This window comes from Pseudoalteromonas sp. SR41-1, from assembly GCF_014164015.1.
GTDB classification, from domain to species: domain Bacteria; phylum Pseudomonadota; class Gammaproteobacteria; order Enterobacterales; family Alteromonadaceae; genus Pseudoalteromonas; species Pseudoalteromonas distincta.
In genome coordinates, this window is the sequence record NZ_JACJEK010000004.1 from 51,733 (window position 1) to 77,091 (window position 25,359).

26 protein-coding genes and 1 tRNA gene are annotated in these 25,359 nt (G+C 38.3%); 12 read left to right on the plus strand and 15 right to left on the minus strand.

Features of this window, described 5'->3' with window-relative positions; genetic code table 11:
- Nucleotides 1-55 precede the first annotated feature (55 nt).
- The 3 genes from H5118_RS04375 to H5118_RS04385 all read right to left on the minus strand — a co-directional run bounded on the left by H5118_RS04375 (nucleotide 56) and on the right by H5118_RS04385 (nucleotide 4,791).
- Entirely contained in the window at nucleotides 56-3,274 is a 3,219-nt protein-coding gene (locus tag H5118_RS04375) for an ATP-binding protein (protein ID WP_182747921.1), read from the minus strand.
- Entirely contained in the window at nucleotides 3,274-4,536 is a 1,263-nt protein-coding gene (locus H5118_RS04380) for a PotD/PotF family extracellular solute-binding protein (RefSeq protein WP_182747922.1), read from the minus strand. Before H5118_RS04380 ends, H5118_RS04375 begins: the two co-directional genes overlap by 1 nt.
- A gap of 179 nt (nucleotides 4,537-4,715) precedes the next feature.
- Nucleotides 4,716-4,791 (minus strand) — tRNA-Ala (locus H5118_RS04385).
- A 166-nt stretch (nucleotides 4,792-4,957) separates the two neighbouring features.
- On the opposite strand from H5118_RS04385, the gene H5118_RS04390 reads away from it, so the two are divergent.
- Together H5118_RS04390 and H5118_RS04395 are read left to right on the plus strand one after the other, a co-directional pair.
- On the plus strand, nucleotides 4,958-5,353 hold the full coding sequence (locus tag H5118_RS04390) for a hypothetical protein (protein WP_182694033.1): 396 nt from the start codon (nucleotides 4,958-4,960) through the stop codon (nucleotides 5,351-5,353).
- Nucleotide 5,354: 1 nt separating this feature from the next.
- A complete protein-coding gene (locus H5118_RS04395) occupies nucleotides 5,355-5,855 on the plus strand; it encodes a prolyl-tRNA synthetase associated domain-containing protein (RefSeq protein ID WP_154903604.1) in 501 nt (166 codons plus the stop codon).
- On the opposite strand, the gene H5118_RS04400 is transcribed toward H5118_RS04395, so the two are convergent.
- Nucleotides 5,822-6,970, minus strand: coding sequence for an MFS transporter (locus tag H5118_RS04400; protein ID WP_154903603.1), 1,149 nt, complete (start codon nucleotides 6,968-6,970; stop codon nucleotides 5,822-5,824). The genes H5118_RS04395 and H5118_RS04400 overlap by 34 nt on opposite strands.
- Nucleotides 6,971-7,168: 198 nt before the next feature.
- Between H5118_RS04400 and H5118_RS04405 the strand changes: the two genes are divergently transcribed.
- From H5118_RS04405 to H5118_RS04420, 4 genes are all read left to right on the plus strand, one after another.
- Nucleotides 7,169-7,708, plus strand: coding sequence for a DUF2058 domain-containing protein (locus tag H5118_RS04405; RefSeq protein ID WP_002957867.1), 540 nt, complete (start codon nucleotides 7,169-7,171; stop codon nucleotides 7,706-7,708).
- A gap of 182 nt (nucleotides 7,709-7,890) precedes the next feature.
- Complete coding sequence (locus H5118_RS04410; protein WP_002957866.1) at nucleotides 7,891-8,214, plus strand: c-type cytochrome; 324 nt, start codon at nucleotides 7,891-7,893, stop codon at nucleotides 8,212-8,214.
- A gap of 165 nt (nucleotides 8,215-8,379) precedes the next feature.
- Nucleotides 8,380-9,147 carry a class II aldolase/adducin family protein gene (locus H5118_RS04415; RefSeq protein ID WP_010554363.1) on the plus strand — a complete coding sequence of 256 codons (768 nt, stop codon included), beginning with the start codon at nucleotides 8,380-8,382 and terminating at the stop codon, nucleotides 9,145-9,147.
- Between the two features lie 26 nt (nucleotides 9,148-9,173).
- Nucleotides 9,174-10,349: a mandelate racemase/muconate lactonizing enzyme family protein gene (locus H5118_RS04420; RefSeq protein WP_007375956.1), complete on the plus strand. Its 1,176-nt coding sequence runs from the start codon at nucleotides 9,174-9,176 to the stop codon at nucleotides 10,347-10,349.
- Between the two features lie 101 nt (nucleotides 10,350-10,450).
- Here the strand turns inward: H5118_RS04420 and H5118_RS04425 are convergent, their stop codons facing one another.
- The 8 genes from H5118_RS04425 to zapB all read right to left on the minus strand — a co-directional run bounded on the left by H5118_RS04425 (nucleotide 10,451) and on the right by zapB (nucleotide 16,159).
- Entirely contained in the window at nucleotides 10,451-10,822 is a 372-nt protein-coding gene (locus H5118_RS04425; RefSeq protein WP_182720363.1) for a hypothetical protein, read from the minus strand.
- Nucleotides 10,823-10,871: 49 nt separating this feature from the next.
- Nucleotides 10,872-11,711, minus strand: coding sequence for an amidohydrolase (locus tag H5118_RS04430; RefSeq protein WP_182747923.1), 840 nt, complete (start codon nucleotides 11,709-11,711; stop codon nucleotides 10,872-10,874).
- Nucleotides 11,708-12,436, minus strand: a complete 729-nt coding sequence (locus H5118_RS04435) for an SDR family NAD(P)-dependent oxidoreductase (RefSeq protein ID WP_024595817.1) — start codon at nucleotides 12,434-12,436, stop codon at nucleotides 11,708-11,710. The genes H5118_RS04430 and H5118_RS04435 overlap by 4 nt, the downstream gene beginning before the upstream one ends.
- A gap of 21 nt (nucleotides 12,437-12,457) precedes the next feature.
- Nucleotides 12,458-12,946 carry a peptidylprolyl isomerase gene (locus tag H5118_RS04440; RefSeq protein WP_002957860.1) on the minus strand — a complete coding sequence of 163 codons (489 nt, stop codon included), beginning with the start codon at nucleotides 12,944-12,946 and terminating at the stop codon, nucleotides 12,458-12,460.
- A gap of 66 nt (nucleotides 12,947-13,012) precedes the next feature.
- On the minus strand, nucleotides 13,013-14,482 hold the full coding sequence (locus tag H5118_RS04445; protein WP_182747924.1) for a LysM peptidoglycan-binding domain-containing protein: 1,470 nt from the start codon (nucleotides 14,480-14,482) through the stop codon (nucleotides 13,013-13,015).
- A 55-nt stretch (nucleotides 14,483-14,537) separates the two neighbouring features.
- On the minus strand, nucleotides 14,538-15,560 hold the full coding sequence (locus H5118_RS04450) for an MBL fold metallo-hydrolase (RefSeq protein ID WP_182747926.1): 1,023 nt from the start codon (nucleotides 15,558-15,560) through the stop codon (nucleotides 14,538-14,540).
- 63 nt (nucleotides 15,561-15,623) lie between these two features.
- A complete protein-coding gene (locus H5118_RS04455; protein ID WP_002957856.1) occupies nucleotides 15,624-15,929 on the minus strand; it encodes a cell division protein ZapA in 306 nt (101 codons plus the stop codon).
- Nucleotides 15,929-16,159, minus strand: coding sequence for a cell division protein ZapB (gene zapB, locus H5118_RS04460; RefSeq protein ID WP_002957855.1), 231 nt, complete (start codon nucleotides 16,157-16,159; stop codon nucleotides 15,929-15,931). Before zapB ends, H5118_RS04455 begins: the two co-directional genes overlap by 1 nt.
- Nucleotides 16,160-16,397: 238 nt before the next feature.
- Between zapB and H5118_RS04465 the strand changes: the two genes are divergently transcribed.
- Nucleotides 16,398-17,237, plus strand: a complete 840-nt coding sequence (locus H5118_RS04465; RefSeq protein WP_182671457.1) for a 23S rRNA (adenine(2030)-N(6))-methyltransferase RlmJ — start codon at nucleotides 16,398-16,400, stop codon at nucleotides 17,235-17,237.
- Nucleotides 17,238-17,344: 107 nt separating this feature from the next.
- Here the strand turns inward: H5118_RS04465 and H5118_RS04470 are convergent, their stop codons facing one another.
- From H5118_RS04470 to H5118_RS04480, 3 genes are all read right to left on the minus strand, one after another.
- Nucleotides 17,345-18,163, minus strand: a complete 819-nt coding sequence (locus H5118_RS04470) for an META domain-containing protein (protein WP_182747927.1) — start codon at nucleotides 18,161-18,163, stop codon at nucleotides 17,345-17,347.
- A 120-nt stretch (nucleotides 18,164-18,283) separates the two neighbouring features.
- The gene (locus tag H5118_RS04475; RefSeq protein ID WP_007586451.1) at nucleotides 18,284-18,850 is read right to left on the minus strand and encodes a PhnA domain-containing protein; all 567 of its coding nucleotides are present in this window, start codon (nucleotides 18,848-18,850) and stop codon (nucleotides 18,284-18,286) included.
- 78 nt (nucleotides 18,851-18,928) lie between these two features.
- Nucleotides 18,929-19,678 carry an ABC transporter substrate-binding protein gene (locus tag H5118_RS04480; RefSeq protein WP_182747929.1) on the minus strand — a complete coding sequence of 250 codons (750 nt, stop codon included), beginning with the start codon at nucleotides 19,676-19,678 and terminating at the stop codon, nucleotides 18,929-18,931.
- Between the two features lie 149 nt (nucleotides 19,679-19,827).
- Between H5118_RS04480 and H5118_RS04485 the strand changes: the two genes are divergently transcribed.
- From H5118_RS04485 to H5118_RS04505, 5 genes are all read left to right on the plus strand, one after another.
- On the plus strand, nucleotides 19,828-21,093 hold the full coding sequence (locus H5118_RS04485; protein WP_024595824.1) for an EAL and HDOD domain-containing protein: 1,266 nt from the start codon (nucleotides 19,828-19,830) through the stop codon (nucleotides 21,091-21,093).
- A 2-nt stretch (nucleotides 21,094-21,095) separates the two neighbouring features.
- Nucleotides 21,096-21,710, plus strand: a complete 615-nt coding sequence (locus H5118_RS04490; protein WP_024595825.1) for a paraquat-inducible protein A — start codon at nucleotides 21,096-21,098, stop codon at nucleotides 21,708-21,710.
- Nucleotides 21,711-21,804: 94 nt separating this feature from the next.
- Nucleotides 21,805-22,167: a hypothetical protein gene (locus tag H5118_RS04495; RefSeq protein WP_310736024.1), complete on the plus strand. Its 363-nt coding sequence runs from the start codon at nucleotides 21,805-21,807 to the stop codon at nucleotides 22,165-22,167.
- A gap of 257 nt (nucleotides 22,168-22,424) precedes the next feature.
- Nucleotides 22,425-23,801 carry a TolC family protein gene (locus H5118_RS04500; RefSeq protein WP_182747931.1) on the plus strand — a complete coding sequence of 459 codons (1,377 nt, stop codon included), beginning with the start codon at nucleotides 22,425-22,427 and terminating at the stop codon, nucleotides 23,799-23,801.
- Entirely contained in the window at nucleotides 23,791-25,353 is a 1,563-nt protein-coding gene (locus H5118_RS04505) for an efflux RND transporter periplasmic adaptor subunit (protein ID WP_182747933.1), read from the plus strand. The genes H5118_RS04500 and H5118_RS04505 overlap by 11 nt, the downstream gene beginning before the upstream one ends.
- Nucleotides 25,354-25,359 lie beyond the last annotated feature (6 nt).

Sequence of the window (25,359 nt, forward strand, 5' to 3'; positions counted from 1 at the left end):
TGTCCTTCTCTGCGTTCTTTACAATATTAAATCTAGTTCAGGTTAGTGGTTATGCCTAATTTTTATTATCGTTTTTATACTTATCAATAAGCTCAATCACTAACGCGTAGTTAAAATGATCAATTGCTTCTTTGAGCTTAAATAAAGAGTGTCCTCTATCATATTGATCCATTTCTAGCTGTCTAATCAAACTGCTAGGTACAGGGCGAGCCGTTAATGCTAATGAGTATATATTATCAATAACCGAGTCTTCGTTTTCTAACTGATTTAGTTGCTTATGCTCTTTTTTAAAGCCCTCAGCTATCAAAAATTGTTTTACAGCAAAAAGTGTAAGAGTTAATTGCTCATTAAAGCTAGATAAGTTAATACTCTTCTCACCTATTAAGTTTTTCTCAATACTTTGCGTGCTTTGTTGCAGTAGCTCCAAGCCTAATGTTCCGGCCAATCCTTTAAGTGTATGTACTAGTCGAATTAAGCTTTCTAACTCTCCATTTTTGATTAATATATCAGCTTTAGTTGAAAAGTCATTGTAATCGTTGACAAACTGAGTAAATAATTTAGCTAACAATTCATCATTGTTTTCTACGTTGTCTTTTGCCAGCTGCAGATTAATTGTATTTAATGGTTTGTTACTTTGTAGGTGTTTTTCTATACTTTCGAAAAGAGCATCAAAAATAATTGGTTTTACTAAAAAGTCATCCATACCCGCTCTAAACGCTGCTTTTTTATCATTAGGATCTGCGGCTGCTGTAATTGCAATTATGGGAGTTTTGTAGCCCCGCTCTCTTAATATACTTGTTGCCTCTAAGCCGTCCATAACTGGCATCTGAACATCCATAAAAATAATATCAATGTCATTTGTCTCTACTTTACCTAATGCATCATGTCCATCATTAGCAATGATCACGGCCATATCTAACCTTGCTAAAAGGGCAGAAGCTATTTCTTGGTTAATCTTATTATCGTCAACCACCAATGCATTAAAACCCGAGAATTTAGGATGAGGCCTTAATTGCTTTTCTTTAAAATTATCAGGTGAAAGCTTCCTTAAAATTTCTACTTCACTATTCTTATTACCAATAAGTGTAATGTCTATACTTTCATTTTTCGCAATTGGCTCAGGAGACTCTTCATCAGTAATCAATAAAATAAGCGTCAATTTTTCATTAGTATTTTTATTTTGAGCATACAGTTGTTGTAATATAAAGTTATCTTTGAGCTCTTTTTGTTTTATCGACATTATTACAATACTAAATGGGCTATTAGGTTGAGCCATTTTAGCAATGGCTCTTAATGGTTCTTGTGTGGTTTCTGTTGTTATATTTATATCACTTAGCAAGTCCATTAATTTTTTAATTTGCTCATTATCGGGGCTAATTAATAGGGCATGTTTTTTAAGTTTTTGCTGCTCAGATAAGGTAAAGGGTAGAGTGAAGAAAAACTCGCTACCTTGATTAATCGTGCTCCTTACTTGTATATCTCCGCCAAGCAGTTTAGTTAATTGTTTGCTTATAGTGAGTCCTAAACCGGTTCCACCATACTTTCTTGTTGTGCTTGAATCACCTTGCGAGAAAGACTGGAATATAATTTTTGATTGCTCTTCAGTCATCCCAATACCCGTGTCTTTTATACTAAAGCGAAGGTTTATTGTTTTTTCGTGTTGAGATGTCGCTTCTATAATTAATGATATTTCACCATGCTCAGTAAACTTAATTGCGTTACCTACACAGTTATTTATTATTTGGCTTAAGTGCATTGGGTCGCCAATAAGTTCAAGCCCTGCATCAACGTGTAAAGTAAAGTTTAATAACAAACCTTTTTGCTTGGCATTTGTTGAGAATAAATTTTGAACGTTAGAAACTATAGTATGTAAGGTAAAAGGGATTTGCTCTAACTGAACTTTTTCCGATTCTAGCTTAGAAAAATCCAGAATATTGTTTAAAATCTGCAATAAATTTTGAGCACTTGAAAAAGCTTTATCTGCGTAGTGTTTTTGCCTTGAGGGAAGCTCGCTGCTTTGTAAAAGTTGCAACATACCTAATATGCCATTCATTGGGGTGCGAAGTTCATGACTCATATTGGCTACAAAATCTATTTTTGTTTTATTGGCTTTATCGGTTTGCTCCATGGCACTCGTCAGGTCGGCATTCATTGCTTCCATTTGGGAATTTAATACGCGGGTTTCATTGAGTAGCTCTTTGGTTTGCTTATTTTTTAAATATAAAGCGTTAGCTGCTTTTATTACCGATGCTATTTCAGTTTGATTTTGGCTGTTATTTGAAATAGTTACTGGCTTTTCGCTATTCATATCTTTAAGTAATAAAGTGAGCTGAGTAATTGGTTTTATAACCGATCTAAAAATAAAATAGCTTAAAAATAAAATGATTAACATAATTAAAACGGCAAATATATTTGCCTGTTCTGTATTTTTTGTTAAGTGGCTACTTAGTAGCTCTTCTGTTTTGATTAGTTTATTTTTTTCTATGTTTTTAATTTCATTAGTTAAATACAGCAATTCGTTTTCTATGCCTGTAAGCACTACATTTACAGAAAAAGTGTAGCTACGGGTGAGTAATACAAGTTGGTTATAAGCTTGTTTTAAGCTTGTTGTTTTATTGGAGAGGGATTCATTTATTACAGAGGTGCTCGTTAGTTTTTTATGTAAGTGATTTAAGTTTTGTTTTACATTTTGTGCTTCATCAAAATTAGGTTTATAGAGGTAGCTTATAATTGCATGTTTTAAATTACTTATTGTGAGTAAAACATCGTTAAAAATAACTTTATTATCATTGTTTGAAGACCCTTCTAAATCACTAATTGTTACTTGTAAGTCATCAATAGGTTGTTTGAACTGAGTAATGTAAAGGTGTTCGCGTTTTTGTCTGTTTACGACAACTTGGCCAAATGTATCTTGGTAATTACTTAAATACTCGCCAAGGCGTATTAGTGAGTTTTGATACTCAGGGGTCTGGTTTTGAGTGTTTGTTTTTAGCTGCTCGAGATTTAGATTTGCCTTATTTAAGTAAAAATTAAATTTGGTAATCGTATTTTCATTTGCATTGTCAATAAATGAAACTGCATGCCCTTGCAGGGAAATAATATCGTTTTCTAAGTTAGTTACAGCTTCACTTTGAATAAGCGCGTTATGTTGCGATTTTTGCAAGTTAAGTAAAGACGTTTGCGAATAGTTAAACAAATAGCTCTGTAAAAGAAGTAATCCAATCAGCGAACACAGAGCTAATATTATTTTTGATTTAATTGAGTTTATTATCATTATCGGCTAATCAACTCATACCATTTTTGCAGGCTGTAGTCATAGGTTGGCATAACTGTATTCCACACTGCTACATTACTAAAGCGTTTATGGTAACTACCGCCATTACGTTGCCCACCTGCTTTTACTGCTACGTCGCCATTGGTATTTAATAAATCTATGTTTGTTGCTTTTCCACCGTACCAGTAATCCCATTCAGACTGAGATAGGAGTAGTTTAGAGCGCTGCGGGTTACTAATGTAATAACCTTGGCGAGCAATAAATGCACCAGGCCAGCCTGAAAGCCACCAATTCATATAATCGTAAGCTGCATCTTTTGCGCTACTTTGTATTTGTGACGATAAACACATAACACCATGCCAGCCTCGGTAGCCTTCTTTTGGCGCGGCAAATCGTACATTAATATTTTGGCTGTTTAATGCAGAAACTGCAGGCGAAAACATGCTTTCTATATGGGCTCGTTTACTTTTCATAAATTCAATCGACTCAGGAACCGAGTTCCAATAGCCACTAAAGTGACCTTGGCGTTTAAAGTCGAGTAATATACTAAACAATCTATCAAGTTCTGGGCGGGTCATTGCACCTATATTGTTAAATTTTATAAGCCCTTTACTTTGTGCTGCTAGGGCTAGGTCAAATAATCCAATGGTAGGCGCATTTACAATAGCTACTTTACCTCTGTTCTCGTCATCAAGCAGCCAACTCCAGCTTTCTGTTTCGTATGCTATACCGGGCTTAATAAAGTCGGTGTTGTAACCAAAAGAGTCAACATTATGCACATAAGGTAAAAAGCTAAGATGATCGCTTTCTTGTGCGCTTAATGTGCCATCGGGTTGAACATTTAATAATTTATAGGGGGCATCACCTGCACCAATACTTGCAGTTTCGGTTAGTTTTCCCGTTTTAGTAAGTGGATTTATCTCGTTAAAGTAGGTGAGTCGTTTTTTTTCTATTGGCTGAATGGAACCTGCATCCCAAAGCACATTAATGCTGTCTGACCATTGTTCGTATAAATCAAAGGAGCTAGGGTCCATTGATGCCTTTTGCAAAACAGCAGCGCTGCCTGCGGGAGTAAATTCTATATTAATACCCAAGTCACTCATCGCTTGCTTGCGGATAGCCTCTTGGAGTGTTACGTGCGTACCAAGCACTCTTAATGTGACTTTTTTTCGGGCAAAAACATAAGGCGCATGTGTTATTGCACCAGCTGTTAAACCTATTGCAGCTAGCTTTTTTAGCGTTGAACGCTTAGGGTTGTCCATGTTAAGCCTAAAGTACTAATGTGTGACATTATGTATAGCTAAGAACTTGTAAAGACACAAGTTGAATGGATAAATTTAAAATTATATAGAATGAAAAATTAGAATATTAGGGTGTCAAAAAATAATAAAAACAGTGGAAAAATAGAAGAGTAGAACGAATTTGAAAAGGAGTAGGAAAGTGGTGGAGCTAAGCAGGATCGAACTGCTGACCTCCTGCGTGCAAGGCAGGCGCTCTCCCAGCTGAGCTATAGCCCCACATTCCTAAGTTACATATAATGTAACTGCTTGACTGCTGAGTTCCAAGCGGGACGAACTTTAAGTTTTTTTATAAATTTGGTCAAGTATTTTTTCGTAAATTTTCACTGTTTACGTCAATTTTTGTTAGACTCGGCTTAATTCAAAACTAAAACGATAAAAAACAATGAAAAAATGTGTTCTAGCGCTTATGGTTTTACTCGCTGGCTGTGCCTCAAATGATGAGCCGCCTTTTGAAATAAATAATAAACAGTTTCACGAAAAGCAAGATGATCAAGGCAATAAGCTTTTTGCTTATGTTGTTTCGGTAAAAGCTAAGCATCGTGAAAACTTTAACCTTGACCGTGGTTCTAATAAGAGACCAAGTCGTGGTGAGGTTAAGCAGTATATAGAGAAAGAGCATTTTGAAGAGTCGAGCATTCTGAAGTTACAGCTAGAAGACCAAGCAGTTGAATTATTAAATCAGGAGCTAAAAGATCGTAAGTATTGCGACAACAAGCATGAAGTTAATGATGTTTTATGGCGAGATTTGAGTGTACAACTAAGAGGGCGTTGTTTGTAATATGTTGGCTGATAAAACTAAGTTAGCAGAGCTTTTGGCGCACCTAGATATTAACTATGATGTAATAGAGCATCCGCCGCTACATACTAGCTTAGCGGCAGATGAGTTTATGATTGAGCGCCCAGGTACTCGTCTTAAAAACCTATTTTTACGCGATAACGAAGGCAAGCGACACTTTTTAGTTATTACAGCGCACAATAAGCAGCTCGACTTAAAGGCACTATCAAAGCAACAAGGGCTTTCACGCTTAGGGTTCGCATCGAGTGAGCGGCTAGCTAAATATTTAAAAGTGGCTCCTGGGTGTGTATCTATGTTGGCTCTTTTAAATGATAAGCAAAACGAAGTGAGCTTATGGGTTGACCAAGATATTTGGCACGGTGATTTGTTTCATTGTCATCCGTTTGAAAACACCCAAACATGGTTGCTTAGTAAAGCTGATTTAGAAACATTTTTTAATTACACAAAGCATCAACCGCGCGTTGTATTTTTACCCTCAAAATAAGCCCACATAATTAACGATAAACCACATAAGCAAACCGCAAGCAGCGTAAACATAAACGCTGTTTGCCCATGATGTTGGTATACCACACCGGGTAATAACGACCCCAATGCGCCACCACTGTAATAAAACGATACATATCCGCCATTGGTTACACTTGGTGGGGCTTTACTTATTTTATTAACGAGCGGTGCGGCAGTTGAATGAATCACAAACATAGCACCACAAAACAAAGTAAATGCGATTAAAAATAAGCTAAGCTGATGGCTCATTAATAAAATAATACTCACACTATAAAAACTAAATACCGCAGTTAATAAGTGCCAAGGCGAAGGGACTTTTTTAAGTAACCAAGGTGCAGCAATAGAGGCGAGGGCACCAATTAAATAACCACTGTAAACTAAACCTATGTCACGAGTATTGGTAATTAAAAACGTGTTTTGTAATATAAACGGTAAGTAATTAAGCAGTGCAGCGAAACAAAAAAACATACAAAAAACGGCGCCGTAAACTTTAAGTACAGCGCCTTCTTTAAGTTGTTTAATGTAATCGAGTGGGGAGAGCTGCGACTGTTTAGCTGGGTTTGTAAAGCGGGAATGCTTAACTGTCAAAGCTAAGCAAAGAAGCATAAAAGCAATTACGTAATAAAAGCTCTGCCAATTCCATAAGTCGCTAAACAAAGCGGCAAGCACACGTCCAAAGTAACCACCAACTATACTGCTACCAATATATAGGGTCATATTTTTTTGAAGTGTATCAGCGCTATAACTCATGCCTATATAGCTAGTCATTGCTGTTAAAGCTGCGGGGAGCGTTAAACCCTGTAAAAATCTGACTAATAATAAAAGCTCAAAGCTAGGTACATAAACAAAAAGTAAGCAGCTAAGGCCTAAAAGCACCATTGCAATACGTAATATAAGTAGTGGATTTATTTTTGCTAAAAATAAACCATAAACGAGCGGGGCAATGGCTAAGGGCAGCATAGTTGCAGTCATTAAGCTGCCAGCTACCGCAGGTGCTACATTAAATTCGCTCGCAAAAAGGCTAAGTAGGGGTTGCGGTGCATAAAGCACAAAAAATATAAATACCGAGCAAACGAGTAGATGAGGTAAACGCATTATATGGCTTGTGCATTTGCTGATTGGTTGCGTGGTATTGTATTAAAAATTGCTTTTAATTCATAATTAAAACCATAGTCATTGCGCTATATCATGGTTTGTTTTAACTAGTTTGCTAGATTAATGTCGATAGCGCTGTTATTTGAACTCGTTGGTGATTAAAATAGCGATAATATTAGTTTTTAGTGGAACAAAGTCATGGGTTCATTACAAGACCAATTGCTTCAAGCAGGATTAACAACATCGCATAATGCTAAAGTTGCTAAATCAGAAAAGCGTAAGCAACAAAAAAAGCAAAAGAAAGGGGCTACTAGCAACCCAAGTGATCTGCAAAAGCATATTCAACAAACCAAGCTAGAGCAGCAAAAAAAAGCTGAAGAGCTTAACCAAACACGCCAAGTGAGCTTAAAGCAGCGCGAACAAGAAGCGCGTGTTAAACAAATTTTAGAACACCACAACCAAGATGCTATTCGTGGTGAGCGCACATTTAATTTTACTTATCAAAACAAAGTAAAAAATATCGACGTGAACGAGAAAACGCAAAAAGCGTTATCGGGCGGTCGTTTAGCTATTTGTGTACTAGAAGGGCAATTTTACGTATTAGACGACGAACCAGCACGCAAAGTGGCTGAAGTTGACGAAAAGTATATTGTTTTTCATGTAGAGCCAGAAAACAAACCAAAAGATGAAGATGACCCATACGCAGACTTTGAAGTACCAGATGATATAGTGTGGTAATAGTTATTAAGGGTAAGCTCATTTTTATTTGCTAAAGTATATAAAAGTGAGATAGAAACGAGTTAGCGGTTTTTGGTTAAGTTGATCGTCTAGCGTCGTTTCGTACGTATGCTTTTTATTTGATTGTTTACTACAATCAATAGAACAGTTTTTCTAACCGTCAAAAAAGAAGAGTAAATACAATGAGCAAGATGAAAACACTACTATTAGGCGCGGGTATTACTTTAGCCGCAAGCTTCTCGTTTAATGCAGCAGCTGCCGATGGCGCTGCACTTTATACCGCTAAGAATTGTCAAACTTGTCATGGCGCTGAAGGTAAAGCACCAATTATGGGTATGTACCCTAAACTAAACGGTCAAAACAAAGACTATTTAGTAGCGCAAATGAAAGATATTAAGTCAGGTGCACGTAATAACGGTATGACCATGGCTATGAAAGCAATGGTTGCAACGGTAACTGATGAAGAGTTTGAGGCAATTGCAGATTACCTAGCTAACGTAAAATAATTTACGCAGTTATACCATTTTAATGCAATTGGTATTTTAGTTTTATAAACAGCCACACAATAGTGTGGCTGTTTTGTTTGGTGTTTGCTATAAAATAGAGACTGCTTTAGACTTCTAAACATCTGTTCGTACAGGTTAATAATGTACGTTTTTATAAGGCTCATTATGTTTGATTTACCCCAACTCGATTTAAAAAATAAAGTATCAGCACAAGAGTGGCAACTTCGTGTTGATTTAGCCGCGTGTTATAGACTGGTAGAGCACTTTCGTTGGGGGGATTTAATCTATACGCATTTATCAGCACGTTTGCCTGGCACCGACCACTACTTAGTGAATGCGTTTGGTTTAACCTTTGATGAAGTAACAGCCTCTAATTTAGTAAAGGTCGACTTAGACGGCAACATTATTGACGATACGCCATTTAGTATTAATCCAGCTGGTTTTACTATTCACAGTGCGATTCACGAGGTACGCGAAGACGCTCATTGTGTTATTCACCTTCATACCAAAGAAACAATCGCAGTCGCCACACAAAAAAATGGTTTATTACCGCTTAGCCAATATTCAATGTTTTCACTGCCATCGCTTTCTTATCATGGTTACGAAGGGCTTGCAGTAAACGACGACGAGCGAAAAGTGCTGCAAGATGATTTGGGCAGCACTAACCATATGTTATTGGTGAATCATGGTGGCTTAACAGTAGGCCCAACGGTAGGCGATGCGTTTATGCGCTTTTATGATTTACAGCGAGCGTGTGAAATTCAACTAGCGCTACAATCAAGCTCGCAAGAGGTGATTGAAGTACCGCAACCTATAATCGACAATATTTATAATCAAGCAAACGTAGTACACAGTGGCAGCACCGGCGGGCAACTTGCGTGGCCTGCAATGTTACGTAAAGCGTATCGACTTGACCCTAGTTTTGCAAAATAACCCATAGCGGTTAATAAGGAATTTTAATGAAAGTAAATCGCGTTGAAGTATTTGATATTCACTGTCCTGATAGACCTTCTTGGACACCTGTGTTTGTACGAATTCATACTGACGAAGGTATTAGTGGTGTTGGCGAAGCGGGCCTTGCATACGATTTAGGTCACAGTGCTGCAGCGGCTATGATTAAAGAAATGGCCGACGCCTTTTTAATCGGCCACGACCCATTTCAAACAGAAAAACTATGGTCTCGTATGTTACGTGAGAGCTTTTGGGGTTTAGGCGGCGGACCTGTTGTATATGCTGCAATGAGCGCAATTGATACCGCACTTTGGGATATAAAAGGTAAAGCGCTTGGTTTACCTGTATACCAGTTATTAGGCGGTAAAGTTAACGACAAACTACGCACTTACGCATCGCAATTACAGTTTGACTGGGATAGCGAATTTAAAGCCCTAGTACAACCGCAAGAATATGCAGAAGCGGCTTTAAAGGCGATGGCCGAAGGTTACGATGCAGTAAAAGTAGATCCAATTCAGTACGATAAAGACGGCAATACTTATTACGATCGTACAAAGATAATTTCACGTACCGAAATGAAGCTATACCGTGCGCGCATGCAAGCTATTCGCGAAGCAGTAGGCGACGAAGTAGACATTATTTTTGAATGCCACAGTTTACCAGGCGTGACAACAGCCATTCAGTTGGGTGAAATTGCAGAAGAATTTGACTGTATGTACTTTGAAGAGCCAGTTAACTATTTAAACCATTCATTGCATGCAAAAGTAGCAGATAAAGTTAATGTGCCAATTGCTGGTGGTGAACGTTTGTATAATCGCTGGGGTGTGCGCCCGTACTTAGAAGATCAAAGTATTGATGTTCTGCAACCTGATATTGGTTTATGTGGTGGCTTTACCGAAACTAAAAAAGTATGTGATTATGCTGATATTTTTGATGTGCGTATTCAAGCTCACGTATGTGGCGGGCCTGTTGCAACAGCAGCATCACTACACTTAGAAACGGCTATCCCTAACTTTTTGATTCATGAGCACCACACTTATGCGATTAAAAAGTGGAACCGCGAGTTATGTTTACAAGACCCACAACCTAAAAATGGTTTCTTTGAAGTGTCAGAAGAGCCAGGGTTGGGTATTGAATTAAATGATGAGATTGTTATGCGTTCTCAACGCGTAGAAATAAAATAATAGCCTTTTAACCTAACTTTAGGTCATGCATTAAAAAGCAAAAGCCGGTAAGTGATTAGTCACTTACCGGCTTTTGCTTATTTAGGGGGAAGTAAAGCTTGTTATAACTCGTTAATTTTACATTCTACGTCTTTAAGCTCAATAGTGGCTTTACTATCAAGGTGGCGTATATAGCATTGCTTGCCTTTAATCATCAATTCAAACTGATCGGGTGTATTGCGACTTTGCGTGTCGATAATATTATTACCATCCACATTGCTAAGGGTTACTGTGCTGCTGGTAGTAAATACATTCTCAGCTAATTGAGTTTCTTGTATATGTACAAGTGTTTTAATTGCTTTGCTAACGGCTGTTTTATTTGGCTTTGCCAGTAGAGCATGTTGCAGCTTAGGTGTAGGGTCTGGATTTTGAGATATGCAGCCATTGAGAAAAAACGCAGAAAATACAACGATTAGTAAAAAGTACATTTTCATAAATTGGCCGTATTATTATAAAAAGAGAGTTTAATATAACTAGTTTTACTTAAACTTGGTAGTAGTGCTTAGCGTTTGCATAGCTAAGGTTATGCCATGTCTTATCGTTTGAGCATAACGCCTTATGGCAGTGCCATAGGTTGCTGTAGCTTGTATTTATTTGGCACACAGGGAAGTTGCTAGCAAACATAATACGCTGCTGGCCAAAGTGATTAAAAAGAATATTAAAACACGCGGCTTGTTGCTCACTGGTGAGCCTAAGTAATTCAAAACCAGAGAATTTAATTGCTATGTTGTCGTGCTGAGCAAGTAACTCAGCACCTTGTTGCCAGTCATTTAAATTACTTGGCAGTCCTGCATGATTAATTATAATTTGAAGCTGCGGTAGCTGCTTAGCGTAGTAAGCTATTTGTTTGGTTATTTCGCTATTTTCAATATCAAATTGAGCTTCAAAATGCAGTTTATTTGTAGCCAATAAATTAAGGTTATTAATACAATGAGGGCTTTTTAGTCTCACTGCATCATCGTCTTCGGTTATATCTCTTATACCACAAAGGCTTGAATGAGCCAGTGCATTTAGCGCGTGATTAAATTGCTCTGCGGGCGCATCAATTTGGTTGTAACTAATAGCCTTAAATGAAAGGTTTTTTAAATGCGAGCTTAGCCAGTTTAACTCGTTTATAGGTGATTGATTATCAAACCCAGCCTCAATGTGCACAATACCCGCAAGTTCAAAATCAGTACTTTTAACAAGTTGCTTTGCACTTATTGGTTGTTTAATTTTTTCTAGGTTAGGCCATGCTGGTGGGTTTTCGCCTTGTAGCCAAGTATATTGCCCCTCGGCAAGATTAAAAAAATGCACATGAGGGTCAATAATTTGCATGCTCATTGGGCTGTATAGCCGCCATCAATACTTTGTAAGCTACCAGTAATAAAGCTGGCATCGTCGCTTGCTAAAAAGCTCACAAGGGCAGCAACTTCGTCGGCTTGACCTAATCGGTTAAGCGGTTGCAGACTTGCTTCCTCGGCAACTATTTCAGCTTTGTTTGCGCCACTTTTTGCGCAGTACGCATCTATCGCGTTATGAAATAGCGGGGTTTCTATTGTGCCAGGGCATACCGCATTTACTCTAATATTAAAGCTCGCGTAATCAAGCGCCGTTGTTTTGGCCATTGAGGCAAGGGCATGTTTTGTTAGGTTATACGCAAAAGAGTTTTGCTTACCTATAATTGCTTGATCGGATGCGACTAATATAATAGCGCCGCTATTTTGCGCTTTCATGCTTGGCAATACGCTTTGTACTGCGGCATACGCGCCTTTAACATTAAGCGCAAAAAGTGCATCGAGAGTTTGCTCGTCGGTGCTTTCTATATTTGCGCTTAAGTGTTTTCCAGCATTAGAAACAAGTACATCAATACGTTTACTTTGTTCACAGATAGCGTTGATGCAGCTTTGTACCGCCGATACATCACTTACATCACACTGATGAAATATACCAGTTTCGCTTGGCTCTATATCAAGGTTATGTACTTTATAGCCATTACTTAGCAAACGCTTTACAACGGCTAGACCAATTCCTTTTGTACCACCTGTAACTACTGCAACTTTAGACATACTTACTTCCTTTATTGCTAACTAGTGAGAGTGACCGCAGCCGCCTTCAGCGTGCACATGTCCGTGAGAAACTTCTTCACTTGTTGCTTCACGTACAGATACAACTTCAACGTCAAACGTTAGTGTTTTGCCCGCAAATGGGTGGTTTAAATCACAATCTGCGTTAAAACGACCAACCTTAACAATAGTAACCTGATGACGACCTTGGTTAGAGCTAACCATTGCTGTCATACCTGGTTTCCATACTTTAACGTCGCCTTGTAGGTGCTTAAGCGGAATACGTTGAATTAAGTCATCAACACGCTCGCCGTACGATTCACTTGGCTCTAGAGTTACACTAAATTTTTCGCCAGCTTCTTTGCCTTCAAGTGCTTTTTCTAAACCAGGAAGCATGCCTTCGCTGCCATGAATGTAAGTAAGTGGCGCTTCGTTTGTGCTACTTTCAATTTGCTCGCCCGCTTCGCTAAGGGTGTAATGAAATTCAACTGCTGAATTTTTGCTAATTTGCATGCTTGTCTCTTCAAATAATAACTATGTTAGGGCGCAATTTTACGCGAAATATACTTGTTTATAAACTTAACGTGGCTGATTTAGTGTTTTTTGTAAATTTAGCAGAAAATCTTTTTTTGTTGGGGCTGCTTTTTGCTTTTCAGCCTGTGGTATAAACAGTACTAATTGAGTGCCAGGCTTTAAAATGCTCGATGCAGAGAGTTTGTTCCATTTTGCCAAGTCGCTATGAGGTACATCGTAAAGCTGACTTATACTCCAAAGGCTATCGCCTGACTTAACTTCGTAATCTATTTCAATGGTGGGAATCGCAATCTCTTGGTGTTCTAAATAAGGGCTGATTTTGTAATCAACAGTTAATGTGCTTGGCAGAGTTTTAGGTTGCCCAACTAATAACTTTTCTCCAACACCTATTAAATTATTATTTTTATTATTAAGTTGTTTCAAAGCTTTTACAGACATACTAAAACGCCTGGCGATACTGTAAAGCGTATCGTTTTGTTTAACGATGTACTCTCCAGCAAAGTTTGATTTGAAGAACTGACTTTTTAATAATGCTTCTTGCCCTATAGGCAGCAGTAAAGTATGCGGCCCGTTAGGTGAGCTTTGATTTTTTAAATATCCCTCATTAATAGCATGTAACTGCTTTGAACCTATACCAGAGAGCTTGGCAATGACTGAAAAGTCGAACTGCTGGCCTATGTTCATCTGTGTTGTAAATGGTTTATATGCTAGCTTTGGGCGTTTAATGCCCTTTTGTGGATGTTTAACTAAATAACTTAAAGCGAGTAATTTGGGTACATAGTCAGCAGTTTCTTTTGGCAGACTGAGCGACCAGTAATCGGTGCTTTTACCGCGTTTTTTGTTTTTTTCGATTGCACGTTTAACACGGCCTTCACCACTATTATAAGCGGCCAAAGCATGTAGCCAATTACCATCAAAGCGTTTATGTAAGTAACTTAAGTAATTAAGTGCAGCATCGGTTGAAGCAAGTACGTCTTGGCGCCCGTCATACCATTGGTCTGACTTAACACCAAAGTGATGCGCCGTTGCGCCAACTAACTGCCAAACACCAACAGCTTGCTGTGATGAGGCTATTGTTGGTCTAAAATCGCTTTCTACAAATGGTAGTAATGCGAGCTCCATAGGTAATTGCTTTTGCTCAATTTTTTTTACGATGTGATACAGGTAAGGCGCTGCGCGTTTGCTCACCGTTTGTAAGTAGTTAGGTTGCTTTGCATACCAGCTGATACGCTTTTTTAAAGCGCGATTTTGATAAATCGTAAAGTGTAGATTATTGGCTATATGCACCCACAGATCGGTGGTTTTTGGTGGGCGCTTTTTTACGATTGTTTTTTTGAATTGAAGTGGCGTAACTGGCTCATTAACTTGAGGCGTTTGAGCTACTTCCTCGTCAATATCATAAGTATAGTCAGGCTCAAAATGAGTAAATATTTGTGGAGCGTCTTGTGGTTCTTGCTCCGTTGATTGACAACCAAATAACAAAATACCCAAACAACATAAAACCAAACTGCGCATAGTGATCACTTTTGTAAATTCCTTTTATTATTTTAACACAATCCGTTGTGTTGAGTTATTCTGCGCTTTTTGCGCGATTTAGGCCAGCTTGTAAAAAGAAGTTGCTCGATTTTATATTAAGCGCTTCTTGTTTATAAGGCTCAATAACTGATTCAGGAAACGATAGCATTAACTGCTCAATACTTTGATCTTTATTGTTTTTAACGTGCTCTGTTATGGCTGTTAAAAATGATAGTGGCTGTTTCAGCTGCTCTTTTGTTAATGTGCCGCCGTGGCCAGGTATAATAATAGTGAGCTTTTCGTCGTTAATATATTGCTTAAGCAACGTTTGCCAACTTTTAAGTTCACCGTGTCCAGGGTAAGGAAGCCAGTCAACGATATCGCCACCAATCAGCACACTGCCGTTATTAGTAGTAATAGTTAAATCACCGTTAGTATGGGCTTGCTGCGGCTCAAGCGTTACCTCAAAACCACCAAGGTCGATAATTTTACGACTATTAATGACTATTTCGGGTTTGCTAAGCTGATACTCCTGCCAGCGAAAAAGTCGCTTTTTTGCAAGCTTTAACTTATCACGCCATTTAGGTTGCTCTTCTTTGGGTACATTCGCTAATCGTTGGTAGCTCAGCTCAATGCTCTTTTCATAGGTGTCTAGTTTGTCGGTATATGCTGTTTGGTAAAGGCTAAAATTTTTATTTACTTGCTGATGAACAACGAGCTTGGCATCAGGATAAAAATTTTGCATAACCGCCATACCGAGCAAGTGATCGTCATGGTAATGCGTGGCAACCAAATAGCATAAAGGTGTTTTAAGACGTTTTTTTAAATCTTCAGCAAGTTGTTCAACTGCAGCAAAATTGGCACTCGTATCAACCAGTAGGGCACATTTTTCGCCTTCAATTAATACTTGGTTAGAGTCGTAAAAGCGAAGCTTGTCTTGTTGCTTTAAAAACTGAATATGAGGGTTTATTGTATTCCAAATAACGGCAGCGTAGGTGCTAGGTGCTATTGATAGTAAAGTGCATGCCAATAGTAAGTGCTTACATGAAGAGGTTGTGTTTGAAAATTTTAACTTCATTTATTATCTCTACGCTGAGGTTTAATTACTTTAATAATAAACAAAAAGCGCAGTATGCGCTTTTTATTTTTGGTGTTTGGGGTCATTTGCCAAATGCTGACTGAGTTTATCAATCAATTGGTCTTGATGCTGTTGTTCAACTGTAGCCTGTGTTTTTGCTTCTAGCAATTCGTGGCTTAAGTTTAATGCTGCCATTAGTAGGGCTTTTTGATCGTTTCTAACGGTTGAGCGTTGTTTCATTTGCTCAACTAAGTCATTTAGATTTTTAGCTGCTGCTATTAATGCATCTTCCTGCCCTTCGGGGCAAGCAAATTGCTGCTCTTTACCTAGCAACTCAACAGTGACCCGCTGGTTTTGCAGCTCAGACATTAGCTAGCCTGTTGTGCGCTTTGTAATTTATCAAGAAGACCAGATAAAGTAGTGCTGGCATCTTTTTGCTTTTCTTCATTTTCTAAAGCTTCAAGCTGTAGTAATTCGTTTTCATCACTTAGTTTAGTGTTCTGTTCTTTTAAAGTAGCAACATCTGTTTGTAATTGATTATTACGTTCGATTAAAGAATCGATCAGTTGTTCGAGTTGTTGAAGAGTAGTGTTGTTCATAAAGGCGCTCATATAACTGTAATTAATGTCATGCAAATGTAAAGCAAAGTGTGTTGATTTGCCAGCATTTACGGTGGTTTTAGCTGATTTTTCTTCTGCGTTAAGGGATAATTCAGCATATGAGCTTTTTCATTCAGAAATGGTTCACTTTAACACTCTCTTATCTTGGTGTGAGTTGCCAAAGCCTAGTGCTTATGGTTCACTTACGATATTAAATTGCGTATGGCGAAAATAAATAATGCTTAGTTACAGACACTCATTTCATGCGGGTAATCCTGCCGATGTACTTAAACATTTAGTACTGGCACAAGTACTAAATTACCAAACAATTAAAGATAAACCGCTTGATTATATAGACACGCATTCAGGTGCTGGCTTTTTTGAACTGGCAGCTGCTGATGCGCAAAAAACGCAAGAGTATCAAGATGGTATTGAAAAACTTTGGCAACATAAAAGTGAACATGCTGAGCTTAATGAGTACATTGAATTAATTAAGTCATTTAACGACACTGACGAACTTGCATTTTATCCGGGTTCACCAAAAATTGCAGAGCATTACTTGCGCCGCCAAGATAAGGGTTGGTTTTTTGAACTGCACCCGCGTGATTTATTATTACTTGAAGAAAATATGCAAGGTAAGCGCTCCATTCGTGTGCGCGGAGAAGATGGCTTTACCGGCTTAGTAGGATTATTACCACCAGCATCTCGCAGAGCGTGTGTGTTAATTGACCCTCCGTACGAAATTAAAGATGACTACGAAACGGTTGTAAAAACCTTAGTTAAAGCTCATCAGCGTTTTGCTACAGGTACTTATATGATTTGGTATCCGGTAGTAGACAGAGAGCGCATTGATAATATGGAGCAGGGCTTAATTGATTCAGGAATGCGCAACATTCAGCTATTTGAATTAGGCACTGAAGCGGACACTGACGTACACGGCATGACAGCATCTGGCATGATTGTGATTAACCCTCCATGGAAGCTAAAGCAAACAATGGATGCAATAATGCCTGAACTTGTTGATTTGTTAAGTGAGCCAAGTGGTTTTTACAGAAGTGAACAACTCGTTGATGAGTAGCTTTAAATAGTGCTTACAATGAATGATAAAATGCCCAGCTTTGCTGGGCATTTTATTTAAAATCAATACGAATGTGTTAGGTAACACATATATTAGGGAGCTAAATATTAATTAAAATAAACTGCGTTAAAAGTAGCAAGCGTATTACCGCTGTTGTTTTTAAGTTTCAGTGACTCGCCTGTAATTTCCCACTTTGAAGTATTGTTAAGTACGTTAGACATAGCTGCCTCTTGGTCCATATTCTCCGAACACATCTTTTTTGTACTCGCTAATTGACTAAGTGTAATTGTGTGCTGCTCAGTGCTATAACTTCCGCTAAAATTATTACAGCCTAAAAAGCCATTAACACGGTAGTCTTTATCGAACTGAATAAACGGCTCTTTAGTTGTAACATTTACTGTTTGAGCATTGATTGTTATTGCTTTCCAGTACGTGTTTGTAAGCGTTACGTCTGGCTTTTCAACGGATACTTTTGAAAGCTCAATTTTATAAGGGCCAGTTAGCTGTGACTCTCTAAATGGGTCGTTATTTGTGGTACTTGTGTAAAGTACTTTGTCTTTATTTATGATTCTGGCGCTTAGGCTATAGCGGTGTTTATCGTTAACTTTACTGGCATCATAAGTTAGCTCTACAGTAAATGGTGGGGCTTGGGTAATATCAATCACTTCTTGGGTTATTATATCTGCTTTTACATCCATTTTAGATACATCCGAAAGCGTAACTATTAACTGTGAACCGGGGCGAAGCATACTGCGATCTTTGTAGCTAACTTGGGTAGTTAGAGTCGATATTGATTTTGCTTGCTCTGTATTTTCAGTCGGCTTTGTTTGTTGATCACAACCGATTATAGCAAAAGCGCTCAGTGCTAATAAACTAAGTCCTGTAAGTGCTTTTTTACGTGAATGTACTGCTTGATACTTTTCCATGTTTGTTATCCTTACTCAATATTATCCCCCTAGTCTATTACCTAGTGACTTAATCATTCCTTAACTTATTTTAAACATAAAAAAGGCGCATTAGCGCCTTTAATAATTAAAAACAAACGATTATTTTTTAACAAACTTAGTTAAAATAACTATGCGCTGGCCGTCAACTCGCCCTTCAATATGTTCAGGGTTGCTGGTTAGGCCAATATTACGAACAGCTGTTCCGCGTTTAGCTGTAAGGCTACTACCTTTAACGTCTAAGTCTTTAATTAGGGTAACAGTATCGCCTGCTTGAAGTACTACACCGTTGCTATCTACATGCTTTAAATCGTCATCTTCAGCAAGTGCTTTTTTAGCCCACGTTAGCGTATCTTCTTCAAGGTAAATCATGTCTAGCGCATCTTGTGCCCAGCCATTATCAGGCGCTAAACGCGAAAGCATTCTGTAAGCTACAACTTGTACTGCAGGAGTTTGGCTCCACATGCTATCGTTTAAACAGTGCCAATGCGTAGGCGTTATTTCGCTGTTATTCTCGATTTGATCTTTACATGTTTGACACGTGTAAATACATTTATCTGAGTGGGTTTCAGTTACCGGTGGTACTTCATAAACAGATAAGTTCTCGGTGGCTGCACACAATTCACATTGATTATTACTACGTTCGATTAAGGCTTTTTCAATACTCATGGGGCTCTTTCTGATTCTGGTCGAGTTAACATTTGCTGCTATTGTACTCCAAAACACGAGCTCTGCGCCATTAGTCCCTTAATTTTGTGTGGGTATATTACTCATATACTTATCTTCAATAGTTTTTATATATCCTTGAGCGTGAAGGTTTTTAATTGCTAGGTTTATCTGGGGCAATAATTCTTTGTGTTTGCTCAATAAGCGAATTCTTAAAAAACCATGGGAATGCTGTGCGCCAAAGGCAATGTTTATCCCTAACTGCTTTGCCCAATAGAGCGCAGTTAACTTACCTACTAGTGCAGCTTCTACACGGTTTCTTGATAGGGCTGTCATAAGTTCTTTTTCGGATGGAAAGTCAACACGCTCAAAGGTGTTGTCATTAAAGTAATAGTAACCTAGTACCGTTCCTATATTTTTACCCTTCAAGCTATCAGCGCTTTGCCAATGCTGGGCATTTTTAGGCAAGGTAACAATCATTTCTGTGGCATAAATAAGCGGCTCTGAAAAAACATAACGAGGGTCATTTCTCTCACTCTTTGAGAGCCATTCTAATGAAATAACATCAAAATCGATTATTTCATCTTGTAAATATTTGGTAATACGCTTTGTAGGTAGGTCGATATGAGAAGCTGCAATATTGGCATCATCGAGTACTTTTTCAATAATTTCGGGTAATATGCCAGGCTTTTCTGGATCATTTGTATAATATGGATAATGACTCCCTGACGCGCTAACATTATATTTGAGGGGAGTAGGATTAATGCTGGCATAGCTAAAAAATATAAATAGCAGAGGGCTCAGTACTAATAACCGAATAAAGTTAGTCAAATCTCTACCTTTTATATTAATATTTTATATTAGTGTTGTGTAATTTTAACGTTTTTGCAATGACGACTATATTTATCTTATGCGTGTTGCATTAAAGTACACATATTATTGGCTGTTTTGCCATCTTTTATTTATAGGTTTAGAGCCAAGTGAAATTACATAACATACCTGATGAAGTACAAAAAATAACTCAGTTTGTTGCGCGGCAACCTATTTTTGATATAGACCAGAATGTTTTCTCGTACGAATTGCTTTATAGAGACTCAGCCAATAATGCGTTTCCTGTAGGCACTTCAGATGTCCATGCGACAAGCCGCCTATTTTTTAATGCTTTAATGTTGGTTGGTTTAGATAGACTTACCGCACATCATTTAGCTTTTATAAACTTGTCATCAGAAACTATTCTCGATAACTTCCCCAAACTTTTATTGCCAGAAAATAGTGTTATTGAAATAGTGGAGCGCACGGGTAATATTCCTGCGGTGGCTGAGCGTGTGCAAGAACTTAAAAAAGAAGGGTATGTTTTTGCGTTAGATGATTACGATGGCGATCCAAAATGGGAGCCACTGTTAGCACATGTTGATTACATAAAAATTGAGATAGATGATCCGGTTATTAAAACCAATATGCGCATTAAAAAAATAAAACGCGCAAATCCACATGCAAAAATAATTGTTGAACGAATAGAGACGCATGAACAATTTAATGTATTAAAATTGGCTGGCTGCGATTTATTTCAAGGGTTCTTTTTTTCTCGCCCAGAAATGATTACGTATAAAGGTGTAGAGCCTTCAAAGCTAACCGTTTTTGATCTATTGCGTTTTACAGCAAAAGAAACACTTTGCTTTAAAGAAGTTCATCAACGAGTGGCCAGAGATGTCGCCATAACAGCGAGGGTTTTAAAGCTAGCTAACGCGCGTTCAGGCAAAGCAAATTTAGTCATTACGTCTATTTCACAAGCGGTTATTTATTTAGGTGAGGACACAATAAGACAATTTGTTCGCGTATTAGCAATTAGTGAGTTGGGGGTCGAAAAACCAACCGAATTAACTAAGCTTGCTTTAACGCGGGCTCAATTTATGTCGCTAATATTGGAGCAAAATAATAAAGAGTTGACCGAGCAAGGGTATCTGGTGGGTTTGTTCTCGGTGCTTGATGCTATTTTAGATGCTGAATTAAAAGACATAGTTAAAGAGTTTACTTTAGATGCTGCAATATCTGATGCGTTACTATTAGAGAGCGGCATCTTAGGGAACTGTTTATCGCTTATAAAAGAGTTTGAATTAGATAATATAGATGAAGCTATGGTCCATTTGGCCAACATAAACTCAGAGCTGCACATTGGCGATATATTTAATTTTTTATTGGATGCTGTTTTATACAGTGATGACATTATTGAGGCAATAACAGAATAAATATGCGTAATTGGTTGTCGGTTATAAGTGTAGTGGTTGCTCTTTGTTTATTGTTTCCTGGTATTACAAAACCAGTATTAACAATAGAGGGCAACATAGATAAATCAAAATTAGCGCAAGCGGGCATTGAAATGCTTGCTGAAGAGGGCGATGGTCGGACTCGTAGCATGCTAATGATGTTCTCGAATATGCTAGGGCTTGATAAGTTAGAGGGCGAGATCAGCGCCTATAACAAAACACAAAGTATTTTAGGCACAGTTCAAGAGCTTGCTAGTAATAATAATTTATTTGTAGCTGCTTTAGTGGGGTTGTTTTCTATTGTTATTCCAAGCTTGAAGCTGCTATTACAATTGCTTTATTGTTGCCTACCTTTGAATGGGTTGAAGCAAAAGCTCGGTCTGGTTATTTGTGCATTAAGTAAGTGGAGCATGGTTGATGTATTTGTTATTGCATTAATAGTGACTTACCTAGCAGGTAACGCTCATGGTAAAAGTGGTGAGCTACTTGTTATGAATACACAATTTGGTGAGGGCTTTTGGTATTTTAGCGCATATTGTATATTTGCAATTATAGCGAGTAACTTAATTAAAACACCTGATAAACCGCAGTCTACATAATTAAAGTATTTGTGGTTGCCGTTAGGTTATCTTACAATCATTTTAAAATTTATTAAAAGGCATAATGTTGCAACGTTTTTACTCTAGTTTACTCATGATAACTTTACTGCTCACTTTTGTGGGTCAGGCAGTTGCGTCTGTAGCTATGGTATGCGAAATGCCACATTTGCCAACGAAAACAGCAACGCATGCCCAAATGCCAATGACACACAGTAGTGATGCAACAGCTGTTGCTAGCATGTCTGAAAATATGATGCAGATGGATTGTTGCGACGACGAAAGTACGCCACAAAATGATTGCAAATGCCCTATCAGTGGCTGCGCTGCTAATTCAATGCTTAATGTTGATACTTTATTTAGCGTTACTTTATTTGAATCTGAAAAAGTAAATATAAGTGTATTTACTACACAAATTAATATACCTCGTTCACTTTACCGCCCTCCTATGTCTGCTTAATAGCAGGATAGGTGTAATATCAATTTTATTGAAAACATGCTCATTCTAGGAACTAAATACCTCTCTAACTGCGTTAAAAATTACTTATATAAAGCAACTATACTGCGTAATTTTTTCCTTGTTATAGAGCAATTTTCCTACCGCAATAATAGATCATTAATTCAATGCAATTGATATAAAAGGTTTTTGTAAAACTCCTAAACACCTTTTTTGCTTCCTAATTTAAGAATTTCTTTTATTTTTAGATGGAGCAGGTGATGAACCACGCTGTAAGTATTAAAGCCGTATTATGTAGTGTTGTGTTTTTTAGCACAGCTGTTAATGCGCAAAACAATTCAAATAACCTAAATATCGATACGCTAAAGCAAGCCCGCAATGAGCAAACGCTTAGCTTAACGCAAGCGCTTAATTATGCACTAACGCATGAGCCATGGCTAAAAGCGAGTGGCTACCAAGAAGATGCCGCAATAGCACAAAGTATTGCCGCAGGCACCTTACCCGATCCTGTTTTAACGGTTGGCTTACTTAACTTACCTACTAACGGTTATGCGTTTGATCAAGAAGGGATGACGCAGCTTAAAGTCGATTTGAGCCAAAAGTTTAGCCGAGGGAATAGTTTAGCGCTTAAACAAAAGGCATTAGCTCAGTCTGCTCAACAATACCCTTGGCAGCGCGCCAATCGCTTAGCACAAGTAAAAGCAATTGTGATTGAGTCGTGGTTAAACGCGTATCGTGCTCAGCGAAGTATTGCTTTAATTGAGCAAGATAAAGGGCTATTTACTCAGCTTATTGAAGTTACCGAAGCAAGCTACGCAAGTACCTTAGGTAAAACACGCCAGCAAGATATTATTCGTGCGCAATTAGAGCTCACTCGCCTTGAAGATAAGCTGGTTATGCTTGAGCAGCAATTTGAAAGTGCTAAAAACCGTTTAGCACAGTGGTTACCTATGAATATGCTTATGCAGTCTTTAAATGCCGAATTTACTAAAACCACAGGGCTGGTTGATTTTGCAAACCTTGAATTTGATAAATTAATACAGTTGCTTATGGCGCATCCCGCAATTATTGCGATAGAAAAAACCGTCACCGCAAAGCAAACCGAAGTTGCACTCGCCAAGCAAAGTTACAAACCTCAAATGGGCGTTAATGTGGGTTATGGTTACCGAGATGATACGCCTATGGGGGAGTCGCGAGCTGATTTACTTTCAGTAGGATTTAGCATTGATTTGCCATTGTTTTCTGATAACAGACAAGATCAACAGGTTAAATCGGCTATTGCTAGTGCAGAAGCTACTAAAACACAAAAGCTGGTGGCGCTTCAAAAACTCAAAGGCATGTACTTTAAGGAGTTTAGCCAACTCGCTCGTTTGCAAAAACGCGATGCGCTTTATCAAAATACGTTATTACCGCAAATGTCAGAGCAATCTCAAGCAACACTTAATGCTTATACGCGCGACGATGGGGATTTTTCTGACGTGATGCGCGCGCGCATTGGTGAACTTAACGCCAAAATAGACGCGCTTAATATTCAAGTAGAGCAGCATATTATTACCGCTCGCCTTAATTATTATGCAAGTAGCTTAGACCCCCAAGTAATGAGCGAGCAAACTGGAGAATTACATAATGAATACTAATTTAAAGTTACTTGTTGCTGCCTTAGTTGGTGCGGTCGCATTTGCGTTAATTGGCGCCTTAGTGATGCAGTTTTTACCTAGCAGCTCGGAAATGAATGAACAGCAAAGTGCTGAAAAACAGCCCTTATATTGGGTAGCCCCTATGGATAGTAATTACAGGCGTGACGCGCCAGGGCTGTCGCCAATGGGAATGGATTTAGTCCCTGTATATGAAAACGATAGCAACGCTCAGGATGGACCAAGTGCAGTAACTATTTCGCCTGCAGTCATTAATAACTTAGGTGTAAGAACCGCCAAAGTAGAGCTTAAAACACTTCACAGCGATATAAATACTGTGGGTTATGTGCAATATAACCAAGACCAACTTATTCACATTCATCCGCGTGTAGAGGGCTGGATTGAAAGCTTGTACGTTAAAGCGCAAGGTGCACAAGTTAAAGCCGGTGAGCCTTTATATACTTTGTATTCACCACAATTGGTGAATGCACAGGAAGAATTTTTACTGGCGGTTAATCGTAATAATACCGTGTTAATTCGCGCTGCAAAGGCACGTTTAGAGTCGTTAAATGTGTCTGATGGATTTATTGAACGTTTACAAAAAAATAAAAAGATAATGCAAAATATTACTTTTTACGCAAAGCAAAGTGGTGTGGTGGATGAGCTAACAGTACGAGAAGGCTTTTACGTTAAACCAGGCACATCAATGATGAGTATTGCTCAGCTTGATGAAATTTGGGTAGAGGCAGAAGTATTCGAGCGCCAATCAGAACAAGTGAGCGTGGGCTTGCCCGTTACAATGACGCTTGATTACTTAAAAGGTCAAAAGTGGGAAGGTAAGGTTGATTACATTTACCCCGCGCTTGATGCTAAAAACCGAACGCTGCGTGTAAGGCTTAGGTTTGAAAATGCAGATCATCGGTTAAAACCAAATATGTTTGCACAAGTGAGCATTCACGCTAAGGCGAGTAAAGCGCAATTTACAGTCCCTAAAGAAGCGGTAATTCGCACGCAGCATCAAAACCGTGTGGTTATTGCATTAGGTGAGGGTCGTTTTAAATCGGTAGAAGTCGAAGTTGGGCAAATTAATAGTAATGAAGCGGTCATTTTGTCAGGTGTGACGACAGGTAACACGGTAGTGACCTCAGCGCAATTCTTAATAGATTCTGAGTCAAGTAAGAGCTCCGACTTTAAACGAATGGAAATACCTAGTTCTGGTATCAGCTCAGGTATGAGTTCGGATTCTGGTTCAGACTCAAATATGAACATGGATATGCAGCCACAAAGCGCCACGGTTAACGGCACTATTAATGCCATAGATACACAAAATCGCATTATTAATATTAGTCGAGAGGCCATTGAAAAATGGAATCGAGAACCCGCCACAATGGACTTTGTATTAGCGCCAGATATTGATATTAGTCAGTTTGAAAATGCCCAGTATATTAATTTTACTTTTAGCATTATTAACGATGAATTTGTAATTACTAAAGCGCAAAACGCAGAGCTGATTGATCATTCTACTATGCAACCTATGCAACACAGTTCTCACTAGGAGCCA

Excerpts from the sequence above, each read along its gene's own strand:
- H5118_RS04430 (WP_182747923.1), bottom strand. The coding sequence starts at position 11,711 with ATGAGCATGCAAATTATTGACCCTCATGTGCATTTTTTTAATCTTGCC.
- H5118_RS04445 (WP_182747924.1), bottom strand. The coding sequence starts at position 14,482 with ATGCGCAGTTTGGTTTTATGTTGTTTGGGTATTTTGTTATTTGGTTGT.
- H5118_RS04470 (WP_182747927.1), bottom strand. The coding sequence starts at position 18,163 with ATGGAAAAGTATCAAGCAGTACATTCACGTAAAAAAGCACTTACAGGA.
- H5118_RS04455 (WP_002957856.1), bottom strand. The coding sequence starts at position 15,929 with ATGTCTGAGCTGCAAAACCAGCGGGTCACTGTTGAGTTGCTAGGTAAA.
- H5118_RS04435 (WP_024595817.1), bottom strand. The coding sequence starts at position 12,436 with ATGTCTAAAGTTGCAGTAGTTACAGGTGGTACAAAAGGAATTGGTCTA.
- H5118_RS04465 (WP_182671457.1), top strand. The coding sequence starts at position 16,398 with ATGCTTAGTTACAGACACTCATTTCATGCGGGTAATCCTGCCGATGTA.
- H5118_RS04415 (WP_010554363.1), top strand. The coding sequence starts at position 8,380 with ATGTTTGATTTACCCCAACTCGATTTAAAAAATAAAGTATCAGCACAA.
- H5118_RS04400 (WP_154903603.1), bottom strand. The coding sequence starts at position 6,970 with ATGCGTTTACCTCATCTACTCGTTTGCTCGGTATTTATATTTTTTGTG.
- H5118_RS04395 (WP_154903604.1), top strand. The coding sequence starts at position 5,355 with ATGTTGGCTGATAAAACTAAGTTAGCAGAGCTTTTGGCGCACCTAGAT.
- H5118_RS04425 (WP_182720363.1), bottom strand. The coding sequence starts at position 10,822 with ATGAAAATGTACTTTTTACTAATCGTTGTATTTTCTGCGTTTTTTCTC.
- H5118_RS04380 (WP_182747922.1), bottom strand. The coding sequence starts at position 4,536 with ATGGACAACCCTAAGCGTTCAACGCTAAAAAAGCTAGCTGCAATAGGT.
- H5118_RS04420 (WP_007375956.1), top strand. The coding sequence starts at position 9,174 with ATGAAAGTAAATCGCGTTGAAGTATTTGATATTCACTGTCCTGATAGA.
- H5118_RS04390 (WP_182694033.1), top strand. The coding sequence starts at position 4,958 with ATGAAAAAATGTGTTCTAGCGCTTATGGTTTTACTCGCTGGCTGTGCC.
- H5118_RS04375 (WP_182747921.1), bottom strand. The coding sequence starts at position 3,274 with ATGATAATAAACTCAATTAAATCAAAAATAATATTAGCTCTGTGTTCG.
- H5118_RS04500 (WP_182747931.1), top strand. The coding sequence starts at position 22,425 with ATGAACCACGCTGTAAGTATTAAAGCCGTATTATGTAGTGTTGTGTTT.
- H5118_RS04450 (WP_182747926.1), bottom strand. The coding sequence starts at position 15,560 with ATGAAGTTAAAATTTTCAAACACAACCTCTTCATGTAAGCACTTACTA.
- H5118_RS04475 (WP_007586451.1), bottom strand. The coding sequence starts at position 18,850 with ATGAGTATTGAAAAAGCCTTAATCGAACGTAGTAATAATCAATGTGAA.
- H5118_RS04405 (WP_002957867.1), top strand. The coding sequence starts at position 7,169 with ATGGGTTCATTACAAGACCAATTGCTTCAAGCAGGATTAACAACATCG.
- H5118_RS04490 (WP_024595825.1), top strand. The coding sequence starts at position 21,096 with ATGCGTAATTGGTTGTCGGTTATAAGTGTAGTGGTTGCTCTTTGTTTA.
- H5118_RS04440 (WP_002957860.1), bottom strand. The coding sequence starts at position 12,946 with ATGCAAATTAGCAAAAATTCAGCAGTTGAATTTCATTACACCCTTAGC.
- H5118_RS04410 (WP_002957866.1), top strand. The coding sequence starts at position 7,891 with ATGAGCAAGATGAAAACACTACTATTAGGCGCGGGTATTACTTTAGCC.
- H5118_RS04495 (WP_310736024.1), top strand. The coding sequence starts at position 21,805 with ATGATAACTTTACTGCTCACTTTTGTGGGTCAGGCAGTTGCGTCTGTA.
- zapB (WP_002957855.1), bottom strand. The coding sequence starts at position 16,159 with ATGAACAACACTACTCTTCAACAACTCGAACAACTGATCGATTCTTTA.
- H5118_RS04505 (WP_182747933.1), top strand. The coding sequence starts at position 23,791 with ATGAATACTAATTTAAAGTTACTTGTTGCTGCCTTAGTTGGTGCGGTC.